The organism is Chryseobacterium sp. CFS15 (genome assembly GCF_031118795.1).
GTDB lineage: Bacteria > Bacteroidota > Bacteroidia > Flavobacteriales > Weeksellaceae > Chryseobacterium > Chryseobacterium indoltheticum.
In genome coordinates this window covers 1-24,000 of sequence record NZ_JAVHYL010000008.1, presented here as the reverse complement: position 1 = coordinate 24,000, position 24,000 = coordinate 1, and the positions used below count along the sequence as shown (strand labels likewise).

The following is a 24,000-nucleotide window of genomic DNA, read 5'->3' as shown; positions in this document are numbered from 1 at the left end:
ATATAGACTTATGAAAAGAGTAAAAAATATAATCATCGCTTTTGGGATTGCATTAGGTGCAGTTTCTTGTGTGCCGAAATTGGCATATCAGGAAACGAAACCCGAACTTCCCGAAACATTCAAATATACAGCAACCGCAGACACTGCAAGCGTTGCTAACTTAGAATGGAAACAGTTTTTCAGCGATCCGATCTTGCAAAATTTAATTGAAAAAGGAATTAAAAACAATTACGATTTACAGATTGCTTTAAAACAAGTTGCTTCTTCACAGGAAAAACTGAAACAGGCAAAATATCTTCAATATCCGGATGTTGGTTTCGGAGTTTCTGCGCAGATTTCAAAGCCTTCAAAAAACAGTATGAACGGGCAAAGCTTAAATTTATTTTTAGGTCAAAGCCACGTTGAAGATTATAATGCTGCATTCAATTTATCATGGGAAGCTGATATTTGGGGCAAAATTAAAAATCAGCAGGAAGTTTCAAAAATGCAGTATCTGCAGACTTATGAAGCGACCAAAGCGATTCAGACACAGGTTGTCGCAGCGATTGCTCAAGGTTATTACAATTTATTGATGCTTGATAAACAATTACAGATTGCAAAATCAAATTTAGATTTAAGCACCAACACGCTTTCACTTACAGAAAAATTGTGGCAAAGCGGCGACACGACTTCATTGGGAGTTCAACAGGCGACTGCTCAAAAGCAATCAACAGAACTTTTGATCACTCAGCTGGAACAAAATATTGCCATTCAGGAAAATGCTTTGAGTATTTTGGTGGGTGAAAATCCAAACAAAGTCAACAGAACCATTGAAATGTCTGATACTTCTTTACCACAGGACATTTCTGCGGGTCTTCCGGCAGCGATGGTGAGCCGTCGTCCGGATGTTCGTCAGCAGGAATTGGTTTTATTGGAATCAAATTCAATCGTGGGAATTGCTCAGGCAAATATGTATCCTTCATTGAAAATTACAGCAACCGGTGGAGTGAATTCATTTAAAGTTGATAACTGGTTTTCAATTCCGGCTTCATTGTTTGGATCTGTTTTAGGAGGATTGACTCAGCCTATTTTTCAGAAAAGACAATTGAAAACAGATTTAAATGTTGCTAAAATTCAGAGAGAGAAAAACGTTTTGGCGTTCCGTCAGTCTGTTTTGAATGCGGTGGGTGAAGTTTCTGATGCATTGGTTTCTAACGAAAGTTTAAAAGTTCAGGAACAAAAAGCAACAGAACAGGTAACAACCTTAAAAAATGGAATTAAAAGCGCCGAAATGCTTTACAGAGGCGGAATGGCAAATTACTTAGAAGTGATTACCGCTCAGGGAAATTCTTTGCAGGCTGAACTGAATCTTGCGTCCGTAAAAAGACAGAGATTGAGCAGTATTGTAGATTTGTACCGAGCTTTAGGAGGCGGATGGAAGTAGTAAATTTAAATTATATTGTTAATGGAATGCGGTCTTTCGGGATCGCATTTTTTGTTTAAATACTCCTTTGTCATACAGAGCGAAACAGAGTGGAGCATGGAATCTAGGCTGGATTTGTAGAGTTTTGTAATTGCGTTGTTGAGATTCCTTCGGAATGACAAATTCGGAGCAGAATTTTTTAACGCAAAGTTTTATTTAAAAGGTGTGTAATTTTTAAGGAGCAAAGAATAGCGACAAAGTCGCCTAAGGCAGAAGCTTCATCAGAATCAATTTTACTGATTCCATGCTTTGCTTCTTAAAATTATTAAGAATAGAAAATAAGTCTTTGCGTCAAAAAAACTTTAAACTGAAGTTTTAGAATTTATATATTCAATCAAATCGTCAAAATCCTTTTCAGAATATCCCAACTGCAAATAATGAATATCATCCGCTTTCCGATACCACGTCAATTGTCGTTTTGCATATCTCCGGCTGTTTTTCTTAATTTCAGAAACCGCAAATTCCAGATCCCATTCTTCATCAAAATATTTAAATAATTCAGAATAACCAACCGTATTTAAAGCGGTCAAATGTTTGAATTTTTCTAAACTTTTTGCTTCATCCAACAAACCTTTCTCCATCATGATATCCACTCTCCTATTGATCCTGTCATACAATTCTTCTCTCGGGGCTTCAATTCCGATTCGGATAACATTAAAATCTCTGGAATCTTGTGAAACAGCAATCAATTCAGAATATTTTGTATTTGTCTGCCAAATCACATCAATAGCACGCAAAAGCCTTCTGTGATTATGAAAATCTACTACTGAAAAATACTCAGGATCTAATTCTTTCAGTATTTCCTGTAGTTTTTCAATACCTTCGTTATCTAAGATTTCCTGTAATTTAGTTTGATTTTCATCATTGGCTTCCGGCAAATCATTCAAACCCTCAATAACTGCTTTTTCATACATCATACTTCCGCCAACCAAAATGACAGTATCATATTTTTCAAAAAGTTCGTTGAGTTTTTTTAAAGCATCTTCTTCATATTGACCGATCGAATAATATTCCTGAACAGATAGATTCCCTATAAAATGGTGTGTTGCTTCTGCTAATTCATCGGCAGACGGAGAAGCGGTTCCGATGATCATTTCCTTAAAAAACTGGCGCGAATCACAGGAAACAATTTCTGTGTTGAAATGTTTTGCCAGATCAATTGCCAATCTCGTTTTTCCAATTCCGGTAGGTCCTACAACAGAAATCAAGTTTTTATTTTTCACTTTGCTAATTTACAAAATTGAGTTAATCTGATTTTTTATTTTTTGCTATAAAACAACAAAGAAAATGAGATATAATTTGAACCATTAAGAATATGTAAGTTGTTAAGTTTAATTAAGAAAATCTGTACGATTTTTAAGCATTATGCTAAAAGCAACGCTCATCTTAATATTTCTTCGCTTCTTCTTTAATCCTAGCGGTTCAAAATTATTTAATTGAATAATTAGAATATAGATGTTGAAATTTCATCTTATCACAGTATAGACTTAAATGTTTATCTTTGTACGACAATAAAAAACTATGATTTTATCAATGACCGGCTTTGGTAGAGCCGAAGGTGTTTTTGAAGGAAAAAAAATTTCGATCGATATTAAATCACTGAACAGCAAGAGCTTTGATTTAAATATCAAAATTCCTTTGCGTTACAAAGAAAAAGAATTTGAAGTAAGAAAAATTCTAAACGATAGAATCATCCGTGGAAAGGTAGATTGCTACATTAATATTGAGAATCTTGAAGAAACGAATGATGTGAAAATCAACAGAAGTTTGATCGATTCTTACATGAATGAGCTTAAAAATATCGCTTCTGACGGACCTGATTTTGAGTACCTTAAAATGGCAGTAAGACTTCCGGATGCCATCACTTCAAGACCCGACGAGTTAACTGAAGGTGAATGGGAATCTTTAGCGAAAATTGTAAATAATGCAGTCGACAAATTCCAGGAATTCAGAAAGACTGAAGGAAAAATTCTTCACGAAGAACTTGAAAGAAATATCAAAAATATTGATAGATCTTTGGCAGAAGTTGTTCCTTATGAGCAAGTGAGAATTGATGCCGTGAAAGAACGTTACATGAAAACTTTAAAAGAGTTTGAAAACGTTGATGAAACAAGATTTTACCAGGAAATGGCTTATTTTACTGAAAAATTAGACATTCAGGAAGAAAAAGTGAGACTTTCACAGCATTTGAAATATTATTCTGAAGTGATGGAAAATGAAGATTTCAACGGAAAAAAACTTGGGTTTATTTCACAGGAAATCGGAAGAGAAATCAACACTTTAGGATCAAAAGCCAATCACGCTGAAATTCAGAAATTGGTCGTTATGATGAAAGATGATTTGGAAAAAATTAAAGAACAAACGTTAAACGTGTTGTAAACAGTTATAAGTTATAAATGATGAGTTATCAGTTGATTGTTTGCATACTTTTCTAATAACTCATCATTCATAACTCATAATTCATAACTAAAAAACATGAATAAAGTTATCATATTTTCAGCGCCATCGGGAAGTGGAAAAACAACATTGGTAAAACATTCTCTGGAAGCAATTCCTGAATTGGCATTTTCGATATCATGCACCACGAGACAGCCGAGAGGAAGTGAAATTCATGCGATTGATTATCACTTTATTTCGCCTGACGAATTCAGACAAAAAATTTCTGAAGAAGCTTTTGTAGAATTTGAGGAAGTTTATACTGATAAATATTACGGAACTTTAAAATCTGAGGTAGAAAAGATCTGGAATCAGGGAAAAGTTGTTATTTTTGATGTAGACGTAAAAGGCGGAATTTCATTAAAAAAATATTTTGGAGAAAAAGCATTATCCATTTTCATTGAACCGCCTTCGATTGCCGAATTGGAAAGAAGGCTGATTTCAAGAAACACCGATGATGCCGAGACCATAAAAACCCGTGTAGAAAAAGCCGAAGAAGAGCTTACCTACGCCATAGAATTTGACAAAATCGTGATCAACAGCGATTTGAGTGAAGCAAAAATAGAAATAGAAAGTTTAATAAAAAATTTTATTGGGAATTAAAGGCTGGATGATGGAAGCTGGATGATGGAAGTTTGAAAACTATAAATTCAAACAACATCATTGCTAACTTCTAGTTTCTAACTTCTAATTTCTAATGAACAAAAACATTGAGGCTGAAATGAGCACCGAAACATTAGAAAAAGCTAAATCAACACTTCCCGTAAAAGGATTTTTAGATATAAAAGATATTGATATTCCTCAGGGAGAAGACTTGGTAAAAGCAATTCTTCAACTGAAGGAAGAAAAAAATGCCGTTATCTTGGCGCATTATTATCAACCGGGAGAAATTCAGGATATTGCTGATTTCCTGGGAGATTCTCTTCAACTGGCAAGACAGGCAAAAGACACCGATGCCGATATGATTGTATTCTGCGGAGTACATTTCATGGCCGAAGCAGCAAAAATTTTGAATCCGACGAAAAAAGTTGTCCTTCCCGATACAATGGCAGGATGTTCTTTGGCAGACGGCTGCAGTGGTGAAGGTTTGAGAAAAATGCGTGAGCAACATCCGAACGCTTTGATTGCAACGTACATCAACTGTAACGCTGAAACAAAAGCAGAAAGCGACATTATCGTAACCAGTTCAAACGCTGAAACCGTGATTGAAGCTTTACCAACTGACCGACCGATTATTTTCGCTCCGGATAAAAATTTAGGCAGATATTTATCTAAAAAAACCGGCCGCGATATGATTCTTTGGGACGGAAGCTGCATCGTACACGAAGCTTTCTCCATGGAAAGAATTGCGCAGCAATTAGCAGATAATCCTGATGCAAAGATGATTGCACATCCTGAAAGTGAAGAAGCTGTTTTAAAACTGGCTCACTTCATCGGTTCTACTTCTGCTCTTTTGAATTTTGTTGAAAAAGATGATTGTCAGAAATTTATCATTGCCACTGAAGAAGGAATTCTTCACGAAATGAGAAAACGTGCACCACATAAAGAATTGATTCCAGCCTTGGTTTTTGACGAAAGCTGTAACTGCTCGGAATGTTTTTACATGAAGCGAAACACAATGGAAAAACTGTATTTGTGCATGAAATATGAGCTTCCTGAGATTATCATTGAAGAAGAACTTCGACTAAAAGCGCTAAAGCCAATTGAGGCAATGCTTGATCTTTCGAAAAGTATTAAATAAATAAAAAAGCACTGTTTTCACAGTGCTTTTTTATTTTAACGAGGAAAACAGTCTGCGTGTACTAAAACTTTAGACTTACAACATTCTGGTAAAGCATGAAACGCTTCACATGAGCTAGGAAAATTGGGACCATAAGGCCCGGGAGGACAATTTGCATTGCAAACTGCACCACCATTAATTGATTTCAAACTTTCTCTGTTTAATTTTTTTAGATTTTTCATATTTATTTGATTTGTTTAGTTATTAAATATAATACTTTTGTCTAAATATAAAAAAACATGAGCAAAATCTTTTTAGAAGATGTAAAAATATACGCTTATCACGGCGTTCTTCCCGAAGAAAATAGTATCGGAACTTATTATATTTTAAATGCTGAAATTCACACAGATTTGTGGGATGCTGCAGTTTCTGATGATCTGAATGACACGATCAGTTATGCTGATATTAACGATATCATTCATGATGAGATGAAGATTCAATCTAAATTGTTGGAGCATGTTGCGGCAAGAATTATCACGAAAATCAATGAGAAATTTAATCAGATTTCTTACATTAAATTAAGAATTACCAAAACAAGTCCACCCATGAAAGGTGAAATGAAAGGAGCAAGTATAGAACTTGAAAAAAGTTTTTTATTAGGCGGAGTTACAGAAAATGAGTAATTTCAGTTTAAAAATAAAAACACATTGAGATGAAGATATTCAAAATATTATTTCTTTTGTTTTCTGTCGGTATTTTTGGGCAAAGCAACGTTTCCGGCAATCCTATCTATAATTTTCCGAAAATAAAGTCGAGCATTACAATGCCGGTAACCATTCCGTTATCGGAAATCAGCAATATCATTAATGCTTCGGTAAAAGATATGATCTTTCAGGATGATTCTTATACTGATAACGATAATGACCAGTTTAAAGTAAAAGTCTGGAAAACACGACCGATACGCTTAGTCGGTGATGTCAATCAAAACATACTGATTGAAGTTCCTCTAAAAATATGGGCAGAAAAAGGCATCGGAACTTTGGGAGTTTATACGTATCAGGAGACGACTTTTGAAACGGTAATGTATTTTAAAACGGCTTTAAGCTTTAAAAATAACTGGACGATAAGCACTGCGACACAACCAATGGGTTTTAAATGGGTAAAAAAACCGGTGCTTGATTTTGGAAAAATTAAGATTCCTATTACTTCTTTAGTCGAAAAAAGTTTAAAAGAGCAGCAGCAGAATTTCTCCAAAATTATTGATAGACAAATGGCCGAACAGCTCAACTTTCAACAATATGCTGTTTTGGCGTGGAATGCATTTTCTCAGCCTTTCAATATCTCTGAAGAATATAATACCTGGTTGAAAATTACGCCGATCAACGTAAATATTACGCCGCTGAAATTCTACGGCAATCAAATCAATACCAATATCGGCATCGATATTTTTTCGGAAACTTACACAGGAACAAAACCAGAAGCTTCGCAGCCTGTAAAAATGGTGATGAATTTTAATTTTATTCCTCTTTTAGCAGATCAATTTTTACTGCAGACCACTGCTAACATTCCTTTTTCTGAAGCGACCGGTATTGCAAAAAAAACATTTTTAAATAAAGAATTTGATATCAGAAATTCTAAAGTAAAAATTACGGATATCAAGGTTTACGGAGAAGCAAACCGTATTATGATCGAGGCTGAAACAGAGGGTTATGTGAACGGAACCGCTTTTATTTCAGGTATTCCTGTTTATGACGAAGCTAAAAGGAAAATTGTACTTTCCGACACCAAATTTAAGCTTAGAACATCAAACATGCTTCAGAAATTAGCAACTTCTCTTTTCAAAGGAAAAATTGTGAAGATGATAGAAGATGAATACGGAATTCCGACAAATGATCTCGAAACATCGTCTAAAAAAAGTATCGAAGAAGCATTCAATAAAGAATATTATAAAGGATTGAAAATGACGGGTAAGGTTTTTAATCTGAAACCCCATCAGATTCTTTTGAACGACTCCGGAATTACAGCTGTAATTGATATTAATGCAAACTTGAGATTTACCTTAAAAGGATTTTAAACTAAAAACTATATAATCATGAGAAAACATTTAAAAATTATTGAAGATAACAAAGCTTCGAAAGGAATTAGATTGGCTAATTATGTTATAGATATAATTGCTTTAATGATTATTAATTTCTTTCTTTCCTTAATTTCAATTTTACTATACAACATAACTTCAAATAGCTTTTTTTTCTATTTTTATAATAACAATAGCTTCCTGTGGGAATATATGATGGGAACACTTATCGCATCTATATATTATTTTGTATGGGAACATTTTTCTGGAGGTAAAACATTAGGCAAATTTATCACTAACACTAAAGCTGTTAGCATAGACGGTACAAACCCTACTACAACACAAATATTATATCGTAGCCTATGTCGAGCAGTTCCCTTCAATGCGTTATCGTTTTTTGGACAAAATGGATGGCACGACAGCTGGACAGAAACTAGAGTTATTAATATTAGAAAATACAACGAAGCTATTAATGCTAAAATGGAAATTGATGCCATTGGAGTAAAAGAAATTGCATAAAAAATTTGGAGAATATTTTTATTTTCCTATATTTGCACCACCTAAAAATGGTGCTTTGGCCGAGCGGCTAGGCAGTGGTCTGCAACACCATCTACAGCGGTTCGAATCCGCTAGGCACCTCATATTTTAATCCCTAATCTACAATAGTTTAGGGATTTTTTATGCGTAAAAATGGTTAAACATATTGAATATTTACAGTAATTCACTGATAATAAAATCAATAAGCCTTTCTTTTCGAAAAATACTTTTTGTAATGAGGAAATCCTTGGCTGTAATACCAAAATCCCGAATTACTGCTTTGTCGATTTAGAAAAACAGAAATTAAAAATATAATTAGTAAAGCACTTCCTAATAATATAAAATTCTGAAACAGTAAAATACAATCTGACATTTCCATTGGTTAGTTTTAGTAGTATAAATATATGTATTACAGACAATAACAAAAAATAAATTCTCTACAATTAGAGATTTATATTAAAATAATACAGTAATGGTAAAATTTTGAATCTCTGCAGCAATCAAATATATTAACGTTTTTAAAATTTTAACATTCCTTAACTAAACCTTGGCTTCATAATTGAAATTATCATTGTCTAGACTTCAAAAGTTTAAGAGATAGAAAAAATTTGAGTTATGAAAAATATAGTTTTAGCAGGAGTGATCTCAATATTTACATTGACCGCCTGTAAGAAAGATGATAATAAAGTTGCTGAAAAAACATTAGAACAGCAGAAACTGGAGTTCCAGGCAAGACAGCTTGATATCGAAAAGCAAAAATTGGCAATCGAGAGAGAAAGATTTGCCTACGAAGCACAAAAGAAAAGCGATAGTATAGCTGAAGTTGAAAAAGCTAAAACAGCAGCTGCCGCAAAACCTCAGGTAATCAGAGAAACTAAAACAATATACAGAGATGCGCCTTCTTCTAATAACGGAAGCCAGGCAAGTAACTCGTCATCACAAGGAACTACTACAGCTAAGAAAAAAGGGATAAGTGAAGCTGCAAAAGGTACAGCAATTGGTGTAGTAAGTGGTGCTGCGTTGGGAGCTATTGTGAATAAGAAAAACCGTGGTGGTGGTGCCGTAGTTGGTGGTATTATCGGGGGTGCAACAGGATATACTTTAGGTAGATCACAAGATAGAAAAAGTGGTCGTGTACAACCTAAATAATTAAATATTTTCAAAAACATGAAAGATTGCTTATTTTTAGGCAATCTTTTTTTATGCTATTAATCCTATTCTCCGCAATTTTTCTGATTACAACTTTGATGGGCTGGGGCAAACTGGCTGAAATTGTAGTTGGAAAAAATCTATACGGAACCTCAGGGAATATCTTAACCGGGATCTTCTCGATCGGCTTAATTTTCACGGTCTTATCATTTGTTATTCCGCTGAATTTATACGTTGAAATCCCTGCAATTCTAATCGGGATTTTTTACTTTTTTAAAGACAAACTTTATACAAATTGCTTTAGAATTTCAAAAAGAGATTCCATTGTTTTGGGAGTTTTAGTAATACTGATCTCATTTTCAGGCTCTTTTTATCCTTTTATTGCAGACCATTTTGGATATTATGTTCCTACAATAAAATGGCTCACAGAATATGGTTTAGTAAAAGGTATTTCGAATCTCGATCTGGTTCTGGGACAGATGTCGGTTTGGCATATTGTACAGGCAGGGTTCAGTAATTTTGCAGATCCTTTTTTTAAGCTTAATGCTATTTTACTGATTATATACGGAATGTACATTGTCGAAAATAAAAGCTGGATTCAAATTATTTTCATTCCCATTTTACTTGTTTTTTCACAATCGCCAAGCCCGGATCTTCCTGCAATTGTATTTTCTCTGATTATTTTAAATGAAATTTTATCCGGAAACAAAAACCTTTCTTTTTTATTCGCATTTTCTGTTTTTACTTTCTCAATTAAGCCAACCGTGATCTGGTTGCCGCTTTTCGTACTGCTCTATTCTATTTTCATTTCTAAATTTCAGTATAAAAAACTTATTTTCGGATCATTGGTTTTTCTTCTATTTATCATAAAAAATATTTGGACATTTGGATATCCTGTTTTTCCATTTACGATATTTGATTTAGGAATTTCCTGGAAACCCAATCCTGAACTTTTAAAAGCTTCCTCACAATTTGCCAAAGTAAAAACTTTTGATGAGCAGTATTCTTATGCCGAAATCTTAGAATTCTCATGGCTTGATTATATTAAAAACTGGCTTTTCCTGGACGGAATCAAATCAGTTATCAACATTTCTTTCGTTACAAGTTTAATAGGATTCACTGTGTTTTCTATTATTAAAAGAAAAAAAATCATCAGTTTAATTTGTATTTCATTATTGATTAAAAGCATTTTGGTATTACTTTTTTCTGCACAATACCGTTTCTTCATTGATGTATTTTTCGTTATGTTTTTCGTAGTCTTTTTCGAAAGTTTAAATAAGAAATATGCGCTTTTAATTGGTTCGGGTTTAGCTATAATTTTTGTAAGTCTTTTTTCCTATCCAAAAATCGTTCAGCAGTTCATCCCAAGTTTTAGATTGGGTAGAAACTTAACTCAATTCGAAGTAAAACAGGTTTTAAAGCCTTCTTACTATATCTATAATCAATACAATTCTTTTAAAATTGGCGATCTTAAATTTAACGTTTCAAAAAGATATCCTTTCAGTTTTGACACTCCTATTCCTGCAATCTCCGAAAGCTATATTATTGATTATCAAAAAGAAATGTTTTTCCCACAACTCATCGATAAAAAGAATCTGAAAAAGGGTTTTATCTGGAAAAAGCTTAATATCAAAGAAAAAAAGGAAGTCGACAAAACAATCGAAATCATCAAAAAGAGTTATCAGTAAACCAATTGCCAAAGGCTTTATTATCTGAATAAAAAACGGTAATTTTGTAGTATGTTCAATACTTTAGGTAATCTTCTCAGCCTTACCACATTTGGCGAGAGTCACGGCGCAGCTTACGGCGGAATCATCAATAATTTCCCGGCAGGTCTGGAAGTCGATTTCGAAAAAATTCAATATGAGCTGGATCGCAGAAAACCCGGTCAATCAGCAATCGTTACCCAACGAAAAGAAAGTGATACCGTACAATTTCTTTCCGGAATTTTCGATGGGAAAACCACGGGAACTCCAATTGGTTTTTTGATCGAAAATGAAAATCAGAAATCAAAAGATTATGATCACATTGCGACTTCATATCGCCCAAGTCATGCAGATTTTACGTACGATCAGAAATTCGGAATCAGAGATTATCGCGGCGGCGGAAAATCTTCTGCAAGAGAAACCATCAATTGGGTGGTTGCCGGAGCTTTAGCAAAACAACTTTTAAAAGATATTGAAATTAACGCTTACGTTTCTTCCGTAGGCGAAATTTTCTGTGTAAAACCTTATCAGGATTTAGATTTTTCTAAAACTGAAAGCAATGAAGTACGTTGTCCCGATGCCGAAACTGCCGAAAAAATGATTTCTAAAATTAAAGAGATCAAAAAAGAAGGCAACACCATTGGCGGTACGATTACCTGCGTCATCAAAAATGTTCCTGTAGGAATTGGTGAACCGGTTTTTTCTAAACTTCAGGCCGAACTGGCAAAAGCAATGCTCAACATCAATGCCTGCAAAGGTTTTGAATATGGAAGCGGATTTTGTGGTGCGAAAATGACAGGAAGTGAGCACAATGATGAATTTAACACCGATTTTTCTACTAAATCAAATCTTTCAGGTGGAATTCAGGGTGGAATTTCCAACGGAATGGATATCTATTTCCGTGTTGCTTTCAAACCTGTAGCAACCATTCTGAGACCTCAAAATAGTGTTGACAAAGACGGAAATGCAGTTACGGTAGAAGGAAAAGGAAGACACGATCCTTGTGTGGTGCCGAGAGCGGTTCCCGTGGTGGAAAGTTTAGCCGCATTTGTTTTAGCTGATCTGTTTTTGATTAACAAAACGCGAAATAGTAATCAATTTTAATTTAATTTTAGTAATAATGAAAAATTACTGGGACAAAGCCATATCATTTGAAGAATATCTTCAAATTGCCAACCAAAGACTTGAAAATCCTGCGACTCCGCACGATGCTGAATATAAAATATATTACGAGCTTGGGATCCAGAGAATGGATCGAACACTGAAAAAATTTGTCATCGACGAACAACAGATCAATGAGCTTACATCAAAAAATTTCAACGGGAAGATTTTAATTATATCTGAAGCATGGTGCGGTGATGCCAGTGCGACGGTTCCTGCTTTGGCGAAGTTTTTTGAGGGTCATAATGAAGTGAAAATCTTCTTAAGAGACAGCGATAAAAGTTTAATTAATCAGTTTTTGACCAACGGAACAGAGTCTATTCCGAAAGTCATTATTTTAGATGAAAACTTTAATGTGAAAAATTCTTGGGGGCCGCGTCCAAAGTTCGGGCATGAATTATTATTAAAATTTAAAGCCGATCCTGAAGCCTATCCACGAGAGAGTTTTTACAACGATCTTCAGGTATATTATTCCAGAAACAGAGGCAAAGATGCCATTCAGGAAATTTTAGAATTACTGTAAATATATATCTATGAAAAAACTGACTACTTACGTTGTTATCCTCGTAGTTTTAGGCGTTATTTTTTTTGTTCCCGGAATACGTAATTTTCTAAAAGATCAATTTTTCCCAATTGCTACGATAGAAAATGCGGTACACATCAGTGATGAAGATTACGATGTCGATTTGCAGGGCATCAACGTACCGAGTACCAATCTGAAAAATTTTAAGAACAAACCTGTTTTTCTGAATTTTTGGGGAACATGGTGTCCTCCGTGCAGAAAAGAGTGGCCGTCAATACAAAGATTGTACGACAGAAGAAAGGAAAATATAGATTTTGTTTTGATCGCAATGAAAGATGAAGAAGCTACCGTAAGAAAATTTCTAAAAGAAAATAATTACACTGTTCCTGTATATATCGCACAAAGCCCAATCTCTGAAAAGATACTTCCAAAAGCTTTTCCCACAACCTTTCTTCTCGATAAGAACGGAAGAATTTTGATAAAAGAAGATGCTGCAACTGACTGGGATGCAGAATCTATTCATCAGTTTATAGATAATATTGTTAAATAACTTTAACTAAAATTTTGATTAAGTTGGTATAAATTTTGCGAATTTCAAAGAGTTGAAAATTATTTTTAAAAGCAAACACAAAATGAAATATTCAAAACTCAGTCTTGCCAAAGAGGCAATTGCCCACAAAGGCTTCGTAAAAAAAATACCCGATATTTTCAGAATGATGAATATGTGGAGAAAAGGGATGTATCCGGTAAAAGCAATCGATCTTATTTTACCGTTGGTTGGTCTGCTTTATGTAATTTCTCCTATAGATATCATTCCAGATTTTATCATTGTAGCAGGAGTTTTAGATGACTTGGCAGTTTTATCTTTAGCTATTCCTAAGCTAATCAGGGAAGTCGATAAGTTTTTACTTTGGGAAGCCGAACAAAAGTACAGTACAAACGGTGGAAAAATCATTGATGCAGAAATTGTTTAAATAATTTAACTAAACATCCTTTCGGGGATGTTTTTTTTATAAATAAGCACTTCTTAATCAAGATGATTTTTAAACATTAAGGAAATTAAATTTTTAAGAATTAACTCAATTAAGACTTTTTTATGTTTTACTAAAGTAAATCATTAAGCAACATCCCTAAATCAATTTATTGACTCTTAACAATTCTTAAACTTTTAATGCTCTTAATGGTAAATTTTAAAATCTCTTTTCTAGCAAAATTCATAATTCACAATTGACTTTAACATCAAATCCTTAAATTTGCACTATCTAATAAAAAATTAATGGAAAGTAAGAAAGAATTCTTTTTGGAGTGTTACAAACTGGGCATCATCAAATTCGGAAGATTTACATTAAAAAGCGGTATCGAAAGTCCGTTTTATGTAGACTTAAGACCTTTGGCATCAGATCCTAAAATTTTAAAAAACCTAGCCAATTATTTACTGGAAATGCTTCCGTTAGATAATTTTGATCTGATTTGCGGAGTTCCTTACGCAGCACTTCCTATGGCAACAGTAATGTCACTGGAGAGCTACATCCCATTAATTATAAAAAGAAAAGAAGCAAAAGAGTACGGCACAAAAAAAATGATCGAAGGAATTTACCAGAAAGGGCAAAACTGTCTTTTGGTAGAAGATGTTATCACTTCCGGAAAATCTTTGATCGAGACCATTGCTGAAGTTGAGCAGGAAGATCTGAAAGTAGCCGACATCGTAGTGGTTTTAGACAGAGAGCAAGGCGGAAAACAGCTTTTGGAAAGCAAAGGTTTCAGAGTTCATACTTTATTTAATATTTCTGAAGTTTGTACCATTCTTCAGGAAAACGGTGAATTGAGCGATGACGAAGTAAAAAGAATTCAGGATTTTTTACAAGGAAATCATATTCAGTTTGAAGAAAAGAAAAGACTTTCTTACCAGGAAAAATTTGAAAATGCACAGCATTCTGTTTCAAAAAAATTATTAGAAACCGCATTAGCCAAAGAATCAAACCTGATTGCATCGGCTGATGTTACAACTACTCAGGAGTTATTGGAACTTGCTGAAAAAGTGGGTCCTAATATTATTGCTTTAAAAACACATATCGATATTATTTCAGATTTCGATTATCAAAATACGATCGTTCCTTTGAAAGAACTGGCTACAAAGCACAACTTTTTATTGATGGAAGACAGAAAATTTGCCGACATCGGAAATACGCAGGAACTACAGTTCACAAGCGGAGTTTTCAAAATTACAGACTGGGCAGATTTTGTAACTTCTCAGGTAATCGGAGGTTTCGAATCTCTAGACTGCTTCAAAAATGTAGGTGTTGTTGCCATTATCGGAATGTCTTCAAAAGGTACTTTAACGACAAACAGCTACAGAGAAGAGGCTTTAAAAATAGCTTTATCTCATCCCAACGTAATTGGCGGAGTTTCTCAAAATGCACTTCCTGAAGAAATTTTATTATTTACTCCGGGAGTTAATTTAGCAGATTCAGGTGACGGAAAAGGTCAGCAGTACAATACTCCGGACCATGTTTTCAAAACCCTTCACACCGACTTTATCATCGTAGGAAGAGGAATTTACAAATCTGAAGATCCTGCAGAAGCTGCTCTTACATATAAAAACGAAGGTTGGAACGCTTATTTAGCTTCATTATAAAATAAATAAATCACTATTTGCTCTCATTTATTTGGGAGCAAATTTTATTTTATGGAGCACATAGAATACTTCTTATTTTTAATAAATGTTAACTAAAAATCATAAGAATTGTATCTAAAATACGTTATATTTGAAGCTTTATTGAGATATTGAAAAAGTTTAGCATTGGCCTTTTTTTGATTTGGGGAGTTGTACAGGTTTCTGCACAAAAGGATAGTATTTACATTCATGCAAAATTATCGCAGGACAGAAAAACACTTGAAATCAATCAGGATATTGTATATCATAATCATTCTGATAAGGCTCTGAACAGCATCAAACTTCTCAACTGGATCGCTGCATACAACAAAAGAGGAACTTCTCTAGTGTACAGAAAACTGGAAGACCGCAACAACAGTCTTCATTTTGCAAAACAGGAACAATTAGGAAAAGTTTTAGAACTAAATATTAAAACTAAAGAAAACCAACCTGTTGTACTTCCCAACACTTCCGAAGAAAATTTATTTTTAAATTTAAATGAAGCGTTACCGACGGGAAAAAGCATTAAATTTCAACTGCAATATAAACTGCAGCTTCCTGACAAAAAATTTACCGGTTACGGCACTTCCGAGCAGGATATTGCACTAAAATATTTCTTTATTGTTCCCGATCATTTTGATCCGGAAAATATTTCCGGAAGAGATTATCATGATATTGAAGAATCTGTAAACTTCAACACGTATTGGTCGGTTGATTTTGATACTCCTACAAATTCTTTTATCCAAAGTAATCTTGAGCAGATACAGCCTAATTCGTTTAAAGGATATTTAGATTCGGATCCCGAATTTATTATTTCAAAGAATAATTTTCCTACGATAAAAGTAAATACAGATGATATTAAGACCGAAATAAAATTTGGATACAATATCAGCAAACAGGACATTCAGAATCTTGAGTTTTACCTTCCGTTGCAATTGAGATTCATTAAAGATAAAATCGGTTTTGTACCTGAACAACTTTTTATTTCGGAGAAATTCAGAGCAAAAGAAGATTTTTTCGGAAATAATGATATTAAATTCTGGAAATTTAGGTTTAAATTATTTTCGGATGCTGAAAATACCGACTTAGATTATTTCGGAATCATCTCAAAGAAAATTCTTGATGAAAGCATCATTACCGACAAACAGGAAAATCATTGGTTCAAAAATGGTTTAAAATCATATCTTGAAATTCAATATCTGAAAAAATTCTATGGAGACGCAAAACTCCTCGGAAATCTTCCTGAGACCAGTTTGTTAGGAATTAAACCATTAAAATTATTCCATGCTTCAAGGGTAAAATTATTAGATCGTTACGGTTTGGCTTACCAATATATCATGTCTCAGAATCTCGATCAGAAAATCGATGAGCCTTTTTCTGTCTTGAGTAACTTTAACGACATGGCGATTAGCAGTTTTGAAACGGGAAGTCTTTTCAGTTATTCTGCCGATAAAATGGGAGAAGAAAAATTTAACAACTTATTAAAAAACTACATCGCTGAAAATACGGATAAACAAGCTTACCCGGAAGATTTTTTGGATCAACTTGCAAAAGAAGAACCTTCAACGTCATATCTGAAAGGATTTTTAAAGCAGAAAAACAGAGTCAATTTTAAACTGAAGAATTTCAGAGTAAATAATGATTTGCTTGATATCAAAATTTCAAAAAATACAGATGAAGCGATCCCTGTAAAGCTAGAAACCCAAACCAGAAGCGGCGACAGAACTTCTTACTGGATAGAAACCAAAGAGAATGAAAAACTGAAAACGGTAAGTCTTCCGTCACAAGATATTTATAAAATCACTTTAAATAATGATTATATATTTCCGGAAGCGAACTACCGAGATAACTTTCTTTATACAAAAGGGTTATTTTCGAATGCAAAAAAAATTAAATTTAAACTCATAAAAGATATTCCGAATCCTGAGTTTAATGAAATATACCTGAATCCAAGAATACGTTTCACCAATACTTACGATAAATTTTTGATCGGTGTGAATTTTAAAAACCAATCACTTTTTGATCAGAAATTTCTGTATTCATTAACTCCGTCATTTAGTACAGGAACAGGAAAAATGACAGGCTCGGGATCAGTTTCCTACTCTTTTCTGCCTGCAGAAAGTGTGATTCAGAGATTGACTTTTGGGGTTTCGGGATCTTATTTCCATTACGATTATGATCTGGCTTATCAGAAAAATTCACTCTACTCGAATATTAATTTCCGAAAAAATCCGAGAAGTACGGTAAGCCGTGGTTTAGGAATTTCTTACACTTATTTTGAACGTGATCTTAACGCTAAAATGATTGCCAACCGTGATTACGACAAGTATAATCTTTGGACAGTTGGGTATGGCTACACCGACAATCAGATGATTCACGAGAAAAGCTTCAGTTTGAGTACGCAGGGAATGGAAGATTACAACAAAATTACTGCGGAAGGTTTTTACAGATGGGAATTTGCACCAAGACAGAAGCTTAGCTTAAGACTTTTTGCCGGATATTTTGTAAGAAACGAAACCCGGAACAATACGTTTAATTATGGAATTTCAAGGGTTTCAGATTATTCGTTTTCATACAATCTTTTAGGGCAAAGTGCATCCAGCGGAATTTTATCCCAACAGTTTATTTTAGCTGATGGTGGTTTTAAATCTTTCATTCCGGGAACCGTTAATCAATGGATTACTTCTTTCAATGTAGACTCCAGCGTTTGGAAAATTTTCCATGTATATGCAGATGCCGGTGTGTATAAAAACAAAAATAACCCAACACAGTTTATCTGGGACAGCGGTTTGAAAGTTCGATTAATCCCTGATTTTCTAGAAATCTACCTTCCGGTACAATCTTCTTTAGGTTTTGAGCCCGGCTTTAAGGATTATGGAAAAAGAATACGATATACTTTGGTTCTGAATCTGAGTACAATCATTAATGCAGCGAGGAGAGGCTGGTATTAAAATAAAAAAGAGTTGTCTGACGACAACTCCTTAATATAAATTTAATCTATAATTAATCTTTCAAAATCTTCTGAGAAACCGGTTGATTATTCACCAATCCTGTTACAATATAATTACCTTTTTGTAATTCAGCAACATTTAAAGAAGCTCCATCTTTTACAGAAGCTGTTTTTACCAACTGACCAGATAATGTATATACTTTTAGGTTTTTCACCTCTGCATCGAAAATAATTTCATCATTTTTAACCAGTGAATTTTTGATAAATCCTGCTTTTTTAGAGAGATTATTGATATCATTTACCGCTAACGTTCCCGATGTTGATTGTGGCGTAGGTAAAGTCGCCGTAAAATCTACATTGTTATTATTGGTATCCCCAATCGTTCTGGAAATCGAATTTATAATGGTTGGTGACGGAGCTGACCCCGCACCTTCAAACTGATTTGCCGAACCGTAGCCTACAAAGTCTAAAACATTGGTAGAAGTTGGTGACGTAACCTGCGTTGCATTACTCGCTAAAGCAACTTTCCCCGAAGTAAGCGAAAGGCCAATACCTACACCTACACCAGGTGAACCATCAAAATTCAAAAGAACAGTTACAATAAGGTTGGGGTTAAGTAAATTAACGAGTCCGCCTAAACCATCAGAGCCTTGCTGAATTAAGTACGTCTGTCCCGGAGTCAATGTAATGTTAGGTATCGTGTTGTACTGAGTAAAAGCACCACTGGAAGATGCATATTGAATAGTTGCGCCATTAAGAGAAGCATTAGAAGAACCAATATTTTTCAATTCTATGAAATCATTTGTAATGGCTGCTCCGAGAAGCCCGCCACCTGTATAAATTTCATTAATAACAATCTGAGCATTAGAAAATGCTGTCATCGAAACAAGTCCGATAAAAGTAAATACTTTTTTCATAATGTGATATTTTGGTTAATTCATAATAATTTAAGCAAAATTAATACCATATTAATAACAATATACCACATATTTTAAATTTAATAAATATAAAAAAGTAAGCAAGCACAAAAAAAACCGCCTCCAAGAAGCGGTTCATAATTATTATTGATTAGAAAATCAGATTAGTTCTTTAAAATTTTCTGAGAAACAGCTTGGTTATTTACTGTCCCGGTAACGATAAAGTTTCCTTCAGCTAATTCAGCAATATTTAAAGTTCCGTTTGCTTTTACAGATGCAGTTTTTACCAGTTGACCTGTTAAAGTATAAATTTTCACATCTTTTGCATCAGCTCCAAAAGTAATCTCGTCATTTTTTACGAAAGTGTTTTTCACGAAATTTGTTTTAGATTTGTTAAAATCTGCTACAGCTAAACTACTTTCATTATAGGTAATATTTATTGAAACTATTCTAATTTGTGCAGACGTTCCAGTCTGACCATTTTGGATTTTAATATTTGATGCACCTGTTGCAGCAGTAATTAAATAAGTTGCATTAGTTGTATCAGCAGGATCATAAACTGTTGGAACAACAACACCATCAACTGTAACGACTGCTGTTGAAGGCGCATAGTTAGAATTTCCTACAACTCCTGAAGTAACAATTTTCACAGAAGTCATTTTAACTGCAGATGCTCCTTGAATTGCAAAAGAATTACCATCTCCTGAAGTTGTCTGTGAATATAATCTCAAATTAGTCCCATTTGTATAATATGCAGGCTCAGTTGTCGCACCATTTTGCAAGACGCTATAAGTTAATTTTCCAGCAACTATATTTCCAGTTGTAATAACCTGTGCATTAGTAAATCCTTGATTAGCTAAAACATAATTAAAAGTCTGCTGAGCTTGAGCAGTAACAGAAGCAGCGACAATTCCTAAAATAGTAAAGATTTTTTTCATAACGTAATTTTTAATTATTAATAATTTACATTGCAAAATTACCCTGTTTTTTACATTTGAGATAATATTTAGATTAATTTTCTGTTAATAATTCTAAAAACAAAACTGTTCATATTTTTTAGTTATTTTTACCACTTATTTTTAAGAGACTTGCGGAATTCTATTCTGATATTCGTTCTTTTTTTCATGGGCTTATCAATGAATAATGCCCAAATATTTACATGGAAAAATCCCAATATTCCGAAAGATTCTGTTTCGTCTAACAATGACAGTATTTTAGCTAAAAAAAAAGACAGTATTCTGGCTTTTAAATTCGGACAGGATATTTTCGCAAAAGACACGATGGATTTTGTGAAAACCAGCAACAGAATTATTGTAGACGAAGCCGTGCTTGCCAAAAATGATTCTAAAAGATTTTTAGGAGAATTAAATTCAAAAGGTTCTATTATCCGGGGGATTACTTTCGGTAACAATCAGGGACAATCTGTGCAAAGCTCGATGGATCTTCAGATCTCCGGCAGGCTTTCAAAAGATGTAACAGTTTTGGCGAGTATTTCCGATCATAATTTACCGATTCAGGCGGATGGATACACGCAAACATTAGAAGAATTCGACAAAATTTATATGCAGCTTAATATTAAGGATAAATCTATTCTTAGAGCCGGGCATTTAGATTTGGTAGATTCTAAAAATTATTTCGCAAAATATCAACGGCGAAGCATGGGTCTTCAGTTTCAGACACAGTTTGGAACCGATAATAAAACTTTCGTCGATATTTCGGCGGGTGTGGCACGAAGTGAGTTTCACAGAATTCGTTTTCAGGGTATTGAAGGAAATCAGGGACCTTATCGTTTAACTGGGAAAAATGGTGAACAATTTATTACATTAATTTCAGGTTCCGAGCAGGTTTTCATTGATGGTATTTTGATGAAACGTGGCGAAAACCAGGATTATATCATTAATTATAATACCGGAGAAGTTACTTTCACCAGTTTCAGACCAATTTTCCAGCAGAATTTTATTACGATTTCTTTTAATTATGCCAACAGAAATTATTCCCGTTATTTATTTACCGGAAAAGTTGAGCATCAAAGAGAAAAATTAAAATTAGGCTTAAACTGGTTTATGGAGAATGATAATAAAAATGCTCCATTGGCCTTAAATCTATCGAAAGAAGACGAACAGATTTTAGCAGATGCCGGAAACGACACCAATTTAATGTATGCGCCTTCAGGTGTCGTTGCAGAATATGACGTCAACAAAATTCTTTACAGTCTCGTTCAAAATCCCAATGGAAATTATTATCAATTTTCAACCGATGCAGCGCAGACTTTATATCAGGTTTCATTTACTTATTTCGGAGCCAATCTGGGAGATTACAAATTAACCCAAACCACCAATAACGGACGGGTTTTTGAATACGTTGGGCCTAATTTAGGAGATTACCGTGCCGTAAGAAAACTTCCATCGCCGCAGAAAGCTCAGGTGTATACTTTTAACTCTGAATACTTGCTGAAAGACGGTAAAATCGGTGCTGATATTTCGATGAGCAACTACGATATCAATTTGTTTTCATCAAAAGATTCTGATCAGAATTTGGGATATGCTGCAAGGATTTTCGGGAATAAAACATTTACTAAAAACAACTGGAAAGGTACTCCAAGCTTTGAGTATCAATACATCGATAAGCAGTTTCATATTTTAGACCGTATCAATGATGTAGAATTTTCTCGTGACTTCAACTTAGCGCAGGAGTTTAATGGATTGACGCAAAACCGTTTCATCTTTAGCTTTTTAAATAAGTGGAATAACAAATCGACTTTAAATTACCGCATCAACTATCTCGACGAGCAAGATTCTTATAAAGGAACCAAAAACGATCTCGATTTTAACTGGCTAAAAGGAAAGTTCAACACAAAAGGTAACTTATCTTATCTTAACACCAATGCTATTCTGCAAGACACAAAATTCATCCGTGGAGGCGCAGGAACCGAATACACCGGTAAAAAAGGAAGCTGGGCAGTTGGCGGAAGCATGGAACACAACGAAAAAAAATACAACGACACTCAATTGATGGATGTCACCAGTTTCAGCTGGAGAGAACTTTTCGTTCAGAAAAAAATCGGCGACAGCACAAGAACGAAACTTTTAGCGAAGATGTACGTAAGAGAAAATGACTCGGTGCGTGACAACAGACTTCAAAATACCAACAGAATTTTAGGTTTCATGGCCGAAAGCCAGCTTATTAAAACTGAAAAAACAACCTTAAACGCTTTGATTCATTACAGAAAATTCTTCTATAAAGATGACATTGTAGATGTAGATCAAAATAAAGATTTTGTGGTGGGTAACATTTTGTATAATCAGCAGCTTTTCAAAAACGGGATGCGACTTCAGGCATTTTACGAATTAGGAAACGGACAGGAAGCGCAAAGAGAGTTTCAGTATATCAAAGTAACAGACGGACAGGGGATTTATAAATGGACCGATTACAACGGTGACGGAGTGCAGCAGCTCGACGAATTTGAGATTGCAGAATACTCCGATCTCGCTCAATATATCAGAATCTACACAAATTCGGTGCGATATATTCCTTCCAACAAAAACAAGTTGCAGTTGGCATTGTTCGTCAATCCGTCGGTCGTTTTCAGTTCGGAAAATAAATTTTTAAAACGCTGGAATTTTAATATCTCATTAAACTCTCAGAATTCATTCTATAAAAAAGATAAGGTTTTAGTGTTAAATCCTTTTGAAAAAGGCGAAAATCAGATTTTAAAAAACCAAAATATTTTGATGTCGGCACAGTTCAATCCTACCGAAAAATCTGGCTGGAACGGAAATTACCGATTTATACAAAACGACAACCTAATCAATGCCAATTTCAGTAACGAGGAGCGAAATCAGACTTCCCATTTCGTGAATATCGGGTATTGGTTTAATAAAGAATTCAGAATCGATTGGGAAAACTCCGTTCATGATTTACAAAATTCATCGCAGCTATTTGCAACAAGAGATTACAGGCTGAATAATTTTGAGACAAAGCCAAAAGCCACTTATAAATTCACAGATGCTATACAGGCAGAATTTTCGTCAGCGTACCGTGAAAAACAGAGAAAAGACGGTGAAGAATTACTGAAAGCATTCGACATCACCGGAACGATCCAGTGGGAGCGCAAGAAAACGTCTATCCGTGGAAACTTCTCATTTATCAACAACGACTTTACGGGAAACAGCTTCAGCATTGTAGGAAATCAAATGCTTGATGGTTTAAAACCCGGAAAAAACCAAGTGTGGAGCGTATTCGTTCAGCAGGCAATCAACTCTTTCTTACAGCTGAATTTAAATTATGAAGGTAGAAACTCCGGTGAAAGAACGATACACATCGGAAGTATGCAGGTCAAGGCCAGTTTTTAGGAGCTTTTTCCAGCTCTTCACTTTATCTTTTTTGACCTAAGCTAATTCCCTCACACAAAAAAGGATGCCGTTGCGATCTGGGCTAATTTTCAAAAGATTAAGACCAACAAAATCTTTGTAATCTGTAAAACCTTATTTAACCTGATTTTGGGTTAATCAACAATCGTAAAACACTAACTTTAAGTCAAGTATATATTTTAACGCAAAGGTGAATTTTACTCTTTTATAATAAAATAAACAAAGAAGAATCAACAAGTTGATTATAAGCTTTTGCTCAAGCTTTGCGAAGCCAATTTATTTGCCTTTGCTTTTTAAATAGAAAGTTTAATGATAAAATCTTTGCGTTTAATGATTTGAAAA

20 protein-coding genes and 1 tRNA gene are annotated in these 24,000 nt (G+C 34.3%); 17 read left to right on the top strand and 4 right to left on the bottom strand.

All coding sequences use genetic code 11. The features are described from left to right. Positions 1-10 precede the first annotated feature (10 nt). Positions 11-1,423 (top strand): efflux transporter outer membrane subunit, encoded by a 1,413-nt coding sequence (locus OH814_RS13330; protein ID WP_308828487.1) that lies wholly within the window; start codon positions 11-13, stop codon positions 1,421-1,423. A 341-nt stretch (positions 1,424-1,764) separates the two neighbouring features. On the opposite strand, the gene miaA is transcribed toward OH814_RS13330, so the two are convergent. Continuing rightward, positions 1,765-2,685, bottom strand: a complete 921-nt coding sequence (gene miaA, locus OH814_RS13325; RefSeq protein WP_308828486.1) for a tRNA (adenosine(37)-N6)-dimethylallyltransferase MiaA — start codon at positions 2,683-2,685, stop codon at positions 1,765-1,767. Positions 2,686-2,983: 298 nt separating this feature from the next. On the opposite strand from miaA, the gene OH814_RS13320 reads away from it, so the two are divergent. The 3 genes from OH814_RS13320 to nadA all read left to right on the top strand — a co-directional run bounded on the left by OH814_RS13320 (position 2,984) and on the right by nadA (position 5,639). Beyond that, on the top strand, positions 2,984-3,841 hold the full coding sequence (locus tag OH814_RS13320; RefSeq protein WP_076560971.1) for a YicC family protein: 858 nt from the start codon (positions 2,984-2,986) through the stop codon (positions 3,839-3,841). A gap of 96 nt (positions 3,842-3,937) precedes the next feature. Next, a complete protein-coding gene (gene gmk / locus OH814_RS13315; RefSeq protein ID WP_308828485.1) occupies positions 3,938-4,501 on the top strand; it encodes a guanylate kinase in 564 nt (187 codons plus the stop codon). 118 nt (positions 4,502-4,619) lie between these two features. Continuing rightward, positions 4,620-5,639 carry a quinolinate synthase NadA gene (nadA, locus tag OH814_RS13310; RefSeq protein WP_201135499.1) on the top strand — a complete coding sequence of 340 codons (1,020 nt, stop codon included), beginning with the start codon at positions 4,620-4,622 and terminating at the stop codon, positions 5,637-5,639. Between the two features lie 35 nt (positions 5,640-5,674). On the opposite strand, the gene OH814_RS13305 is transcribed toward nadA, so the two are convergent. Then, the gene (locus tag OH814_RS13305; RefSeq protein ID WP_308828484.1) at positions 5,675-5,860 is read right to left on the bottom strand and encodes a hypothetical protein; all 186 of its coding nucleotides are present in this window, start codon (positions 5,858-5,860) and stop codon (positions 5,675-5,677) included. A 57-nt stretch (positions 5,861-5,917) separates the two neighbouring features. On the opposite strand from OH814_RS13305, the gene folB reads away from it, so the two are divergent. The 12 genes from folB (at position 5,918) to OH814_RS13245 (ending at position 18,372) form a co-directional block, all read left to right on the top strand. Further along, positions 5,918-6,301 (top strand): dihydroneopterin aldolase, encoded by a 384-nt coding sequence (gene folB / locus OH814_RS13300; protein WP_308828483.1) that lies wholly within the window; start codon positions 5,918-5,920, stop codon positions 6,299-6,301. A 29-nt stretch (positions 6,302-6,330) separates the two neighbouring features. Continuing rightward, a complete protein-coding gene (locus OH814_RS13295) occupies positions 6,331-7,692 on the top strand; it encodes a DUF4403 family protein (protein ID WP_308828482.1) in 1,362 nt (453 codons plus the stop codon). 18 nt (positions 7,693-7,710) lie between these two features. Beyond that, on the top strand, positions 7,711-8,211 hold the full coding sequence (locus OH814_RS13290) for an RDD family protein (RefSeq protein WP_308828481.1): 501 nt from the start codon (positions 7,711-7,713) through the stop codon (positions 8,209-8,211). Between the two features lie 49 nt (positions 8,212-8,260). Then, positions 8,261-8,331: transfer RNA gene (locus tag OH814_RS13285), tRNA-Cys, on the top strand. A gap of 513 nt (positions 8,332-8,844) precedes the next feature. Continuing rightward, on the top strand, positions 8,845-9,378 hold the full coding sequence (locus OH814_RS13280; RefSeq protein ID WP_123886904.1) for a glycine zipper domain-containing protein: 534 nt from the start codon (positions 8,845-8,847) through the stop codon (positions 9,376-9,378). Between the two features lie 53 nt (positions 9,379-9,431). Then, on the top strand, positions 9,432-11,066 hold the full coding sequence (locus tag OH814_RS13275) for an LIC_10190 family membrane protein (RefSeq protein WP_308828480.1): 1,635 nt from the start codon (positions 9,432-9,434) through the stop codon (positions 11,064-11,066). A 51-nt stretch (positions 11,067-11,117) separates the two neighbouring features. Further along, on the top strand, positions 11,118-12,188 hold the full coding sequence (gene aroC / locus OH814_RS13270; RefSeq protein ID WP_308828479.1) for a chorismate synthase: 1,071 nt from the start codon (positions 11,118-11,120) through the stop codon (positions 12,186-12,188). A gap of 16 nt (positions 12,189-12,204) precedes the next feature. Then, entirely contained in the window at positions 12,205-12,768 is a 564-nt protein-coding gene (locus OH814_RS13265) for a thioredoxin family protein (RefSeq protein ID WP_308828478.1), read from the top strand. 10 nt (positions 12,769-12,778) lie between these two features. After that, entirely contained in the window at positions 12,779-13,318 is a 540-nt protein-coding gene (locus OH814_RS13260; RefSeq protein ID WP_201133375.1) for a TlpA disulfide reductase family protein, read from the top strand. An 82-nt stretch (positions 13,319-13,400) separates the two neighbouring features. Then, a complete protein-coding gene (locus tag OH814_RS13255) occupies positions 13,401-13,742 on the top strand; it encodes a DUF1232 domain-containing protein (RefSeq protein WP_076560960.1) in 342 nt (113 codons plus the stop codon). 302 nt (positions 13,743-14,044) lie between these two features. Continuing rightward, positions 14,045-15,403: an orotidine-5'-phosphate decarboxylase gene (pyrF, locus tag OH814_RS13250; RefSeq protein ID WP_308828477.1), complete on the top strand. Its 1,359-nt coding sequence runs from the start codon at positions 14,045-14,047 to the stop codon at positions 15,401-15,403. Between the two features lie 149 nt (positions 15,404-15,552). Further along, entirely contained in the window at positions 15,553-18,372 is a 2,820-nt protein-coding gene (locus tag OH814_RS13245) for an aminopeptidase (protein ID WP_308828476.1), read from the top strand. A gap of 52 nt (positions 18,373-18,424) precedes the next feature. On the opposite strand, the gene OH814_RS13240 is transcribed toward OH814_RS13245, so the two are convergent. Then, on the bottom strand, positions 18,425-19,288 hold the full coding sequence (locus OH814_RS13240; protein WP_308828475.1) for a lamin tail domain-containing protein: 864 nt from the start codon (positions 19,286-19,288) through the stop codon (positions 18,425-18,427). A 164-nt stretch (positions 19,289-19,452) separates the two neighbouring features. Further along, positions 19,453-20,226: a T9SS type A sorting domain-containing protein gene (locus tag OH814_RS13235; RefSeq protein ID WP_308828474.1), complete on the bottom strand. Its 774-nt coding sequence runs from the start codon at positions 20,224-20,226 to the stop codon at positions 19,453-19,455. A 198-nt stretch (positions 20,227-20,424) separates the two neighbouring features. On the opposite strand from OH814_RS13235, the gene OH814_RS13230 reads away from it, so the two are divergent. Next, positions 20,425-23,640, top strand: coding sequence for a hypothetical protein (locus tag OH814_RS13230; protein ID WP_123886896.1), 3,216 nt, complete (start codon positions 20,425-20,427; stop codon positions 23,638-23,640). The last annotated feature ends 360 nt before the right edge of the window (positions 23,641-24,000 follow it).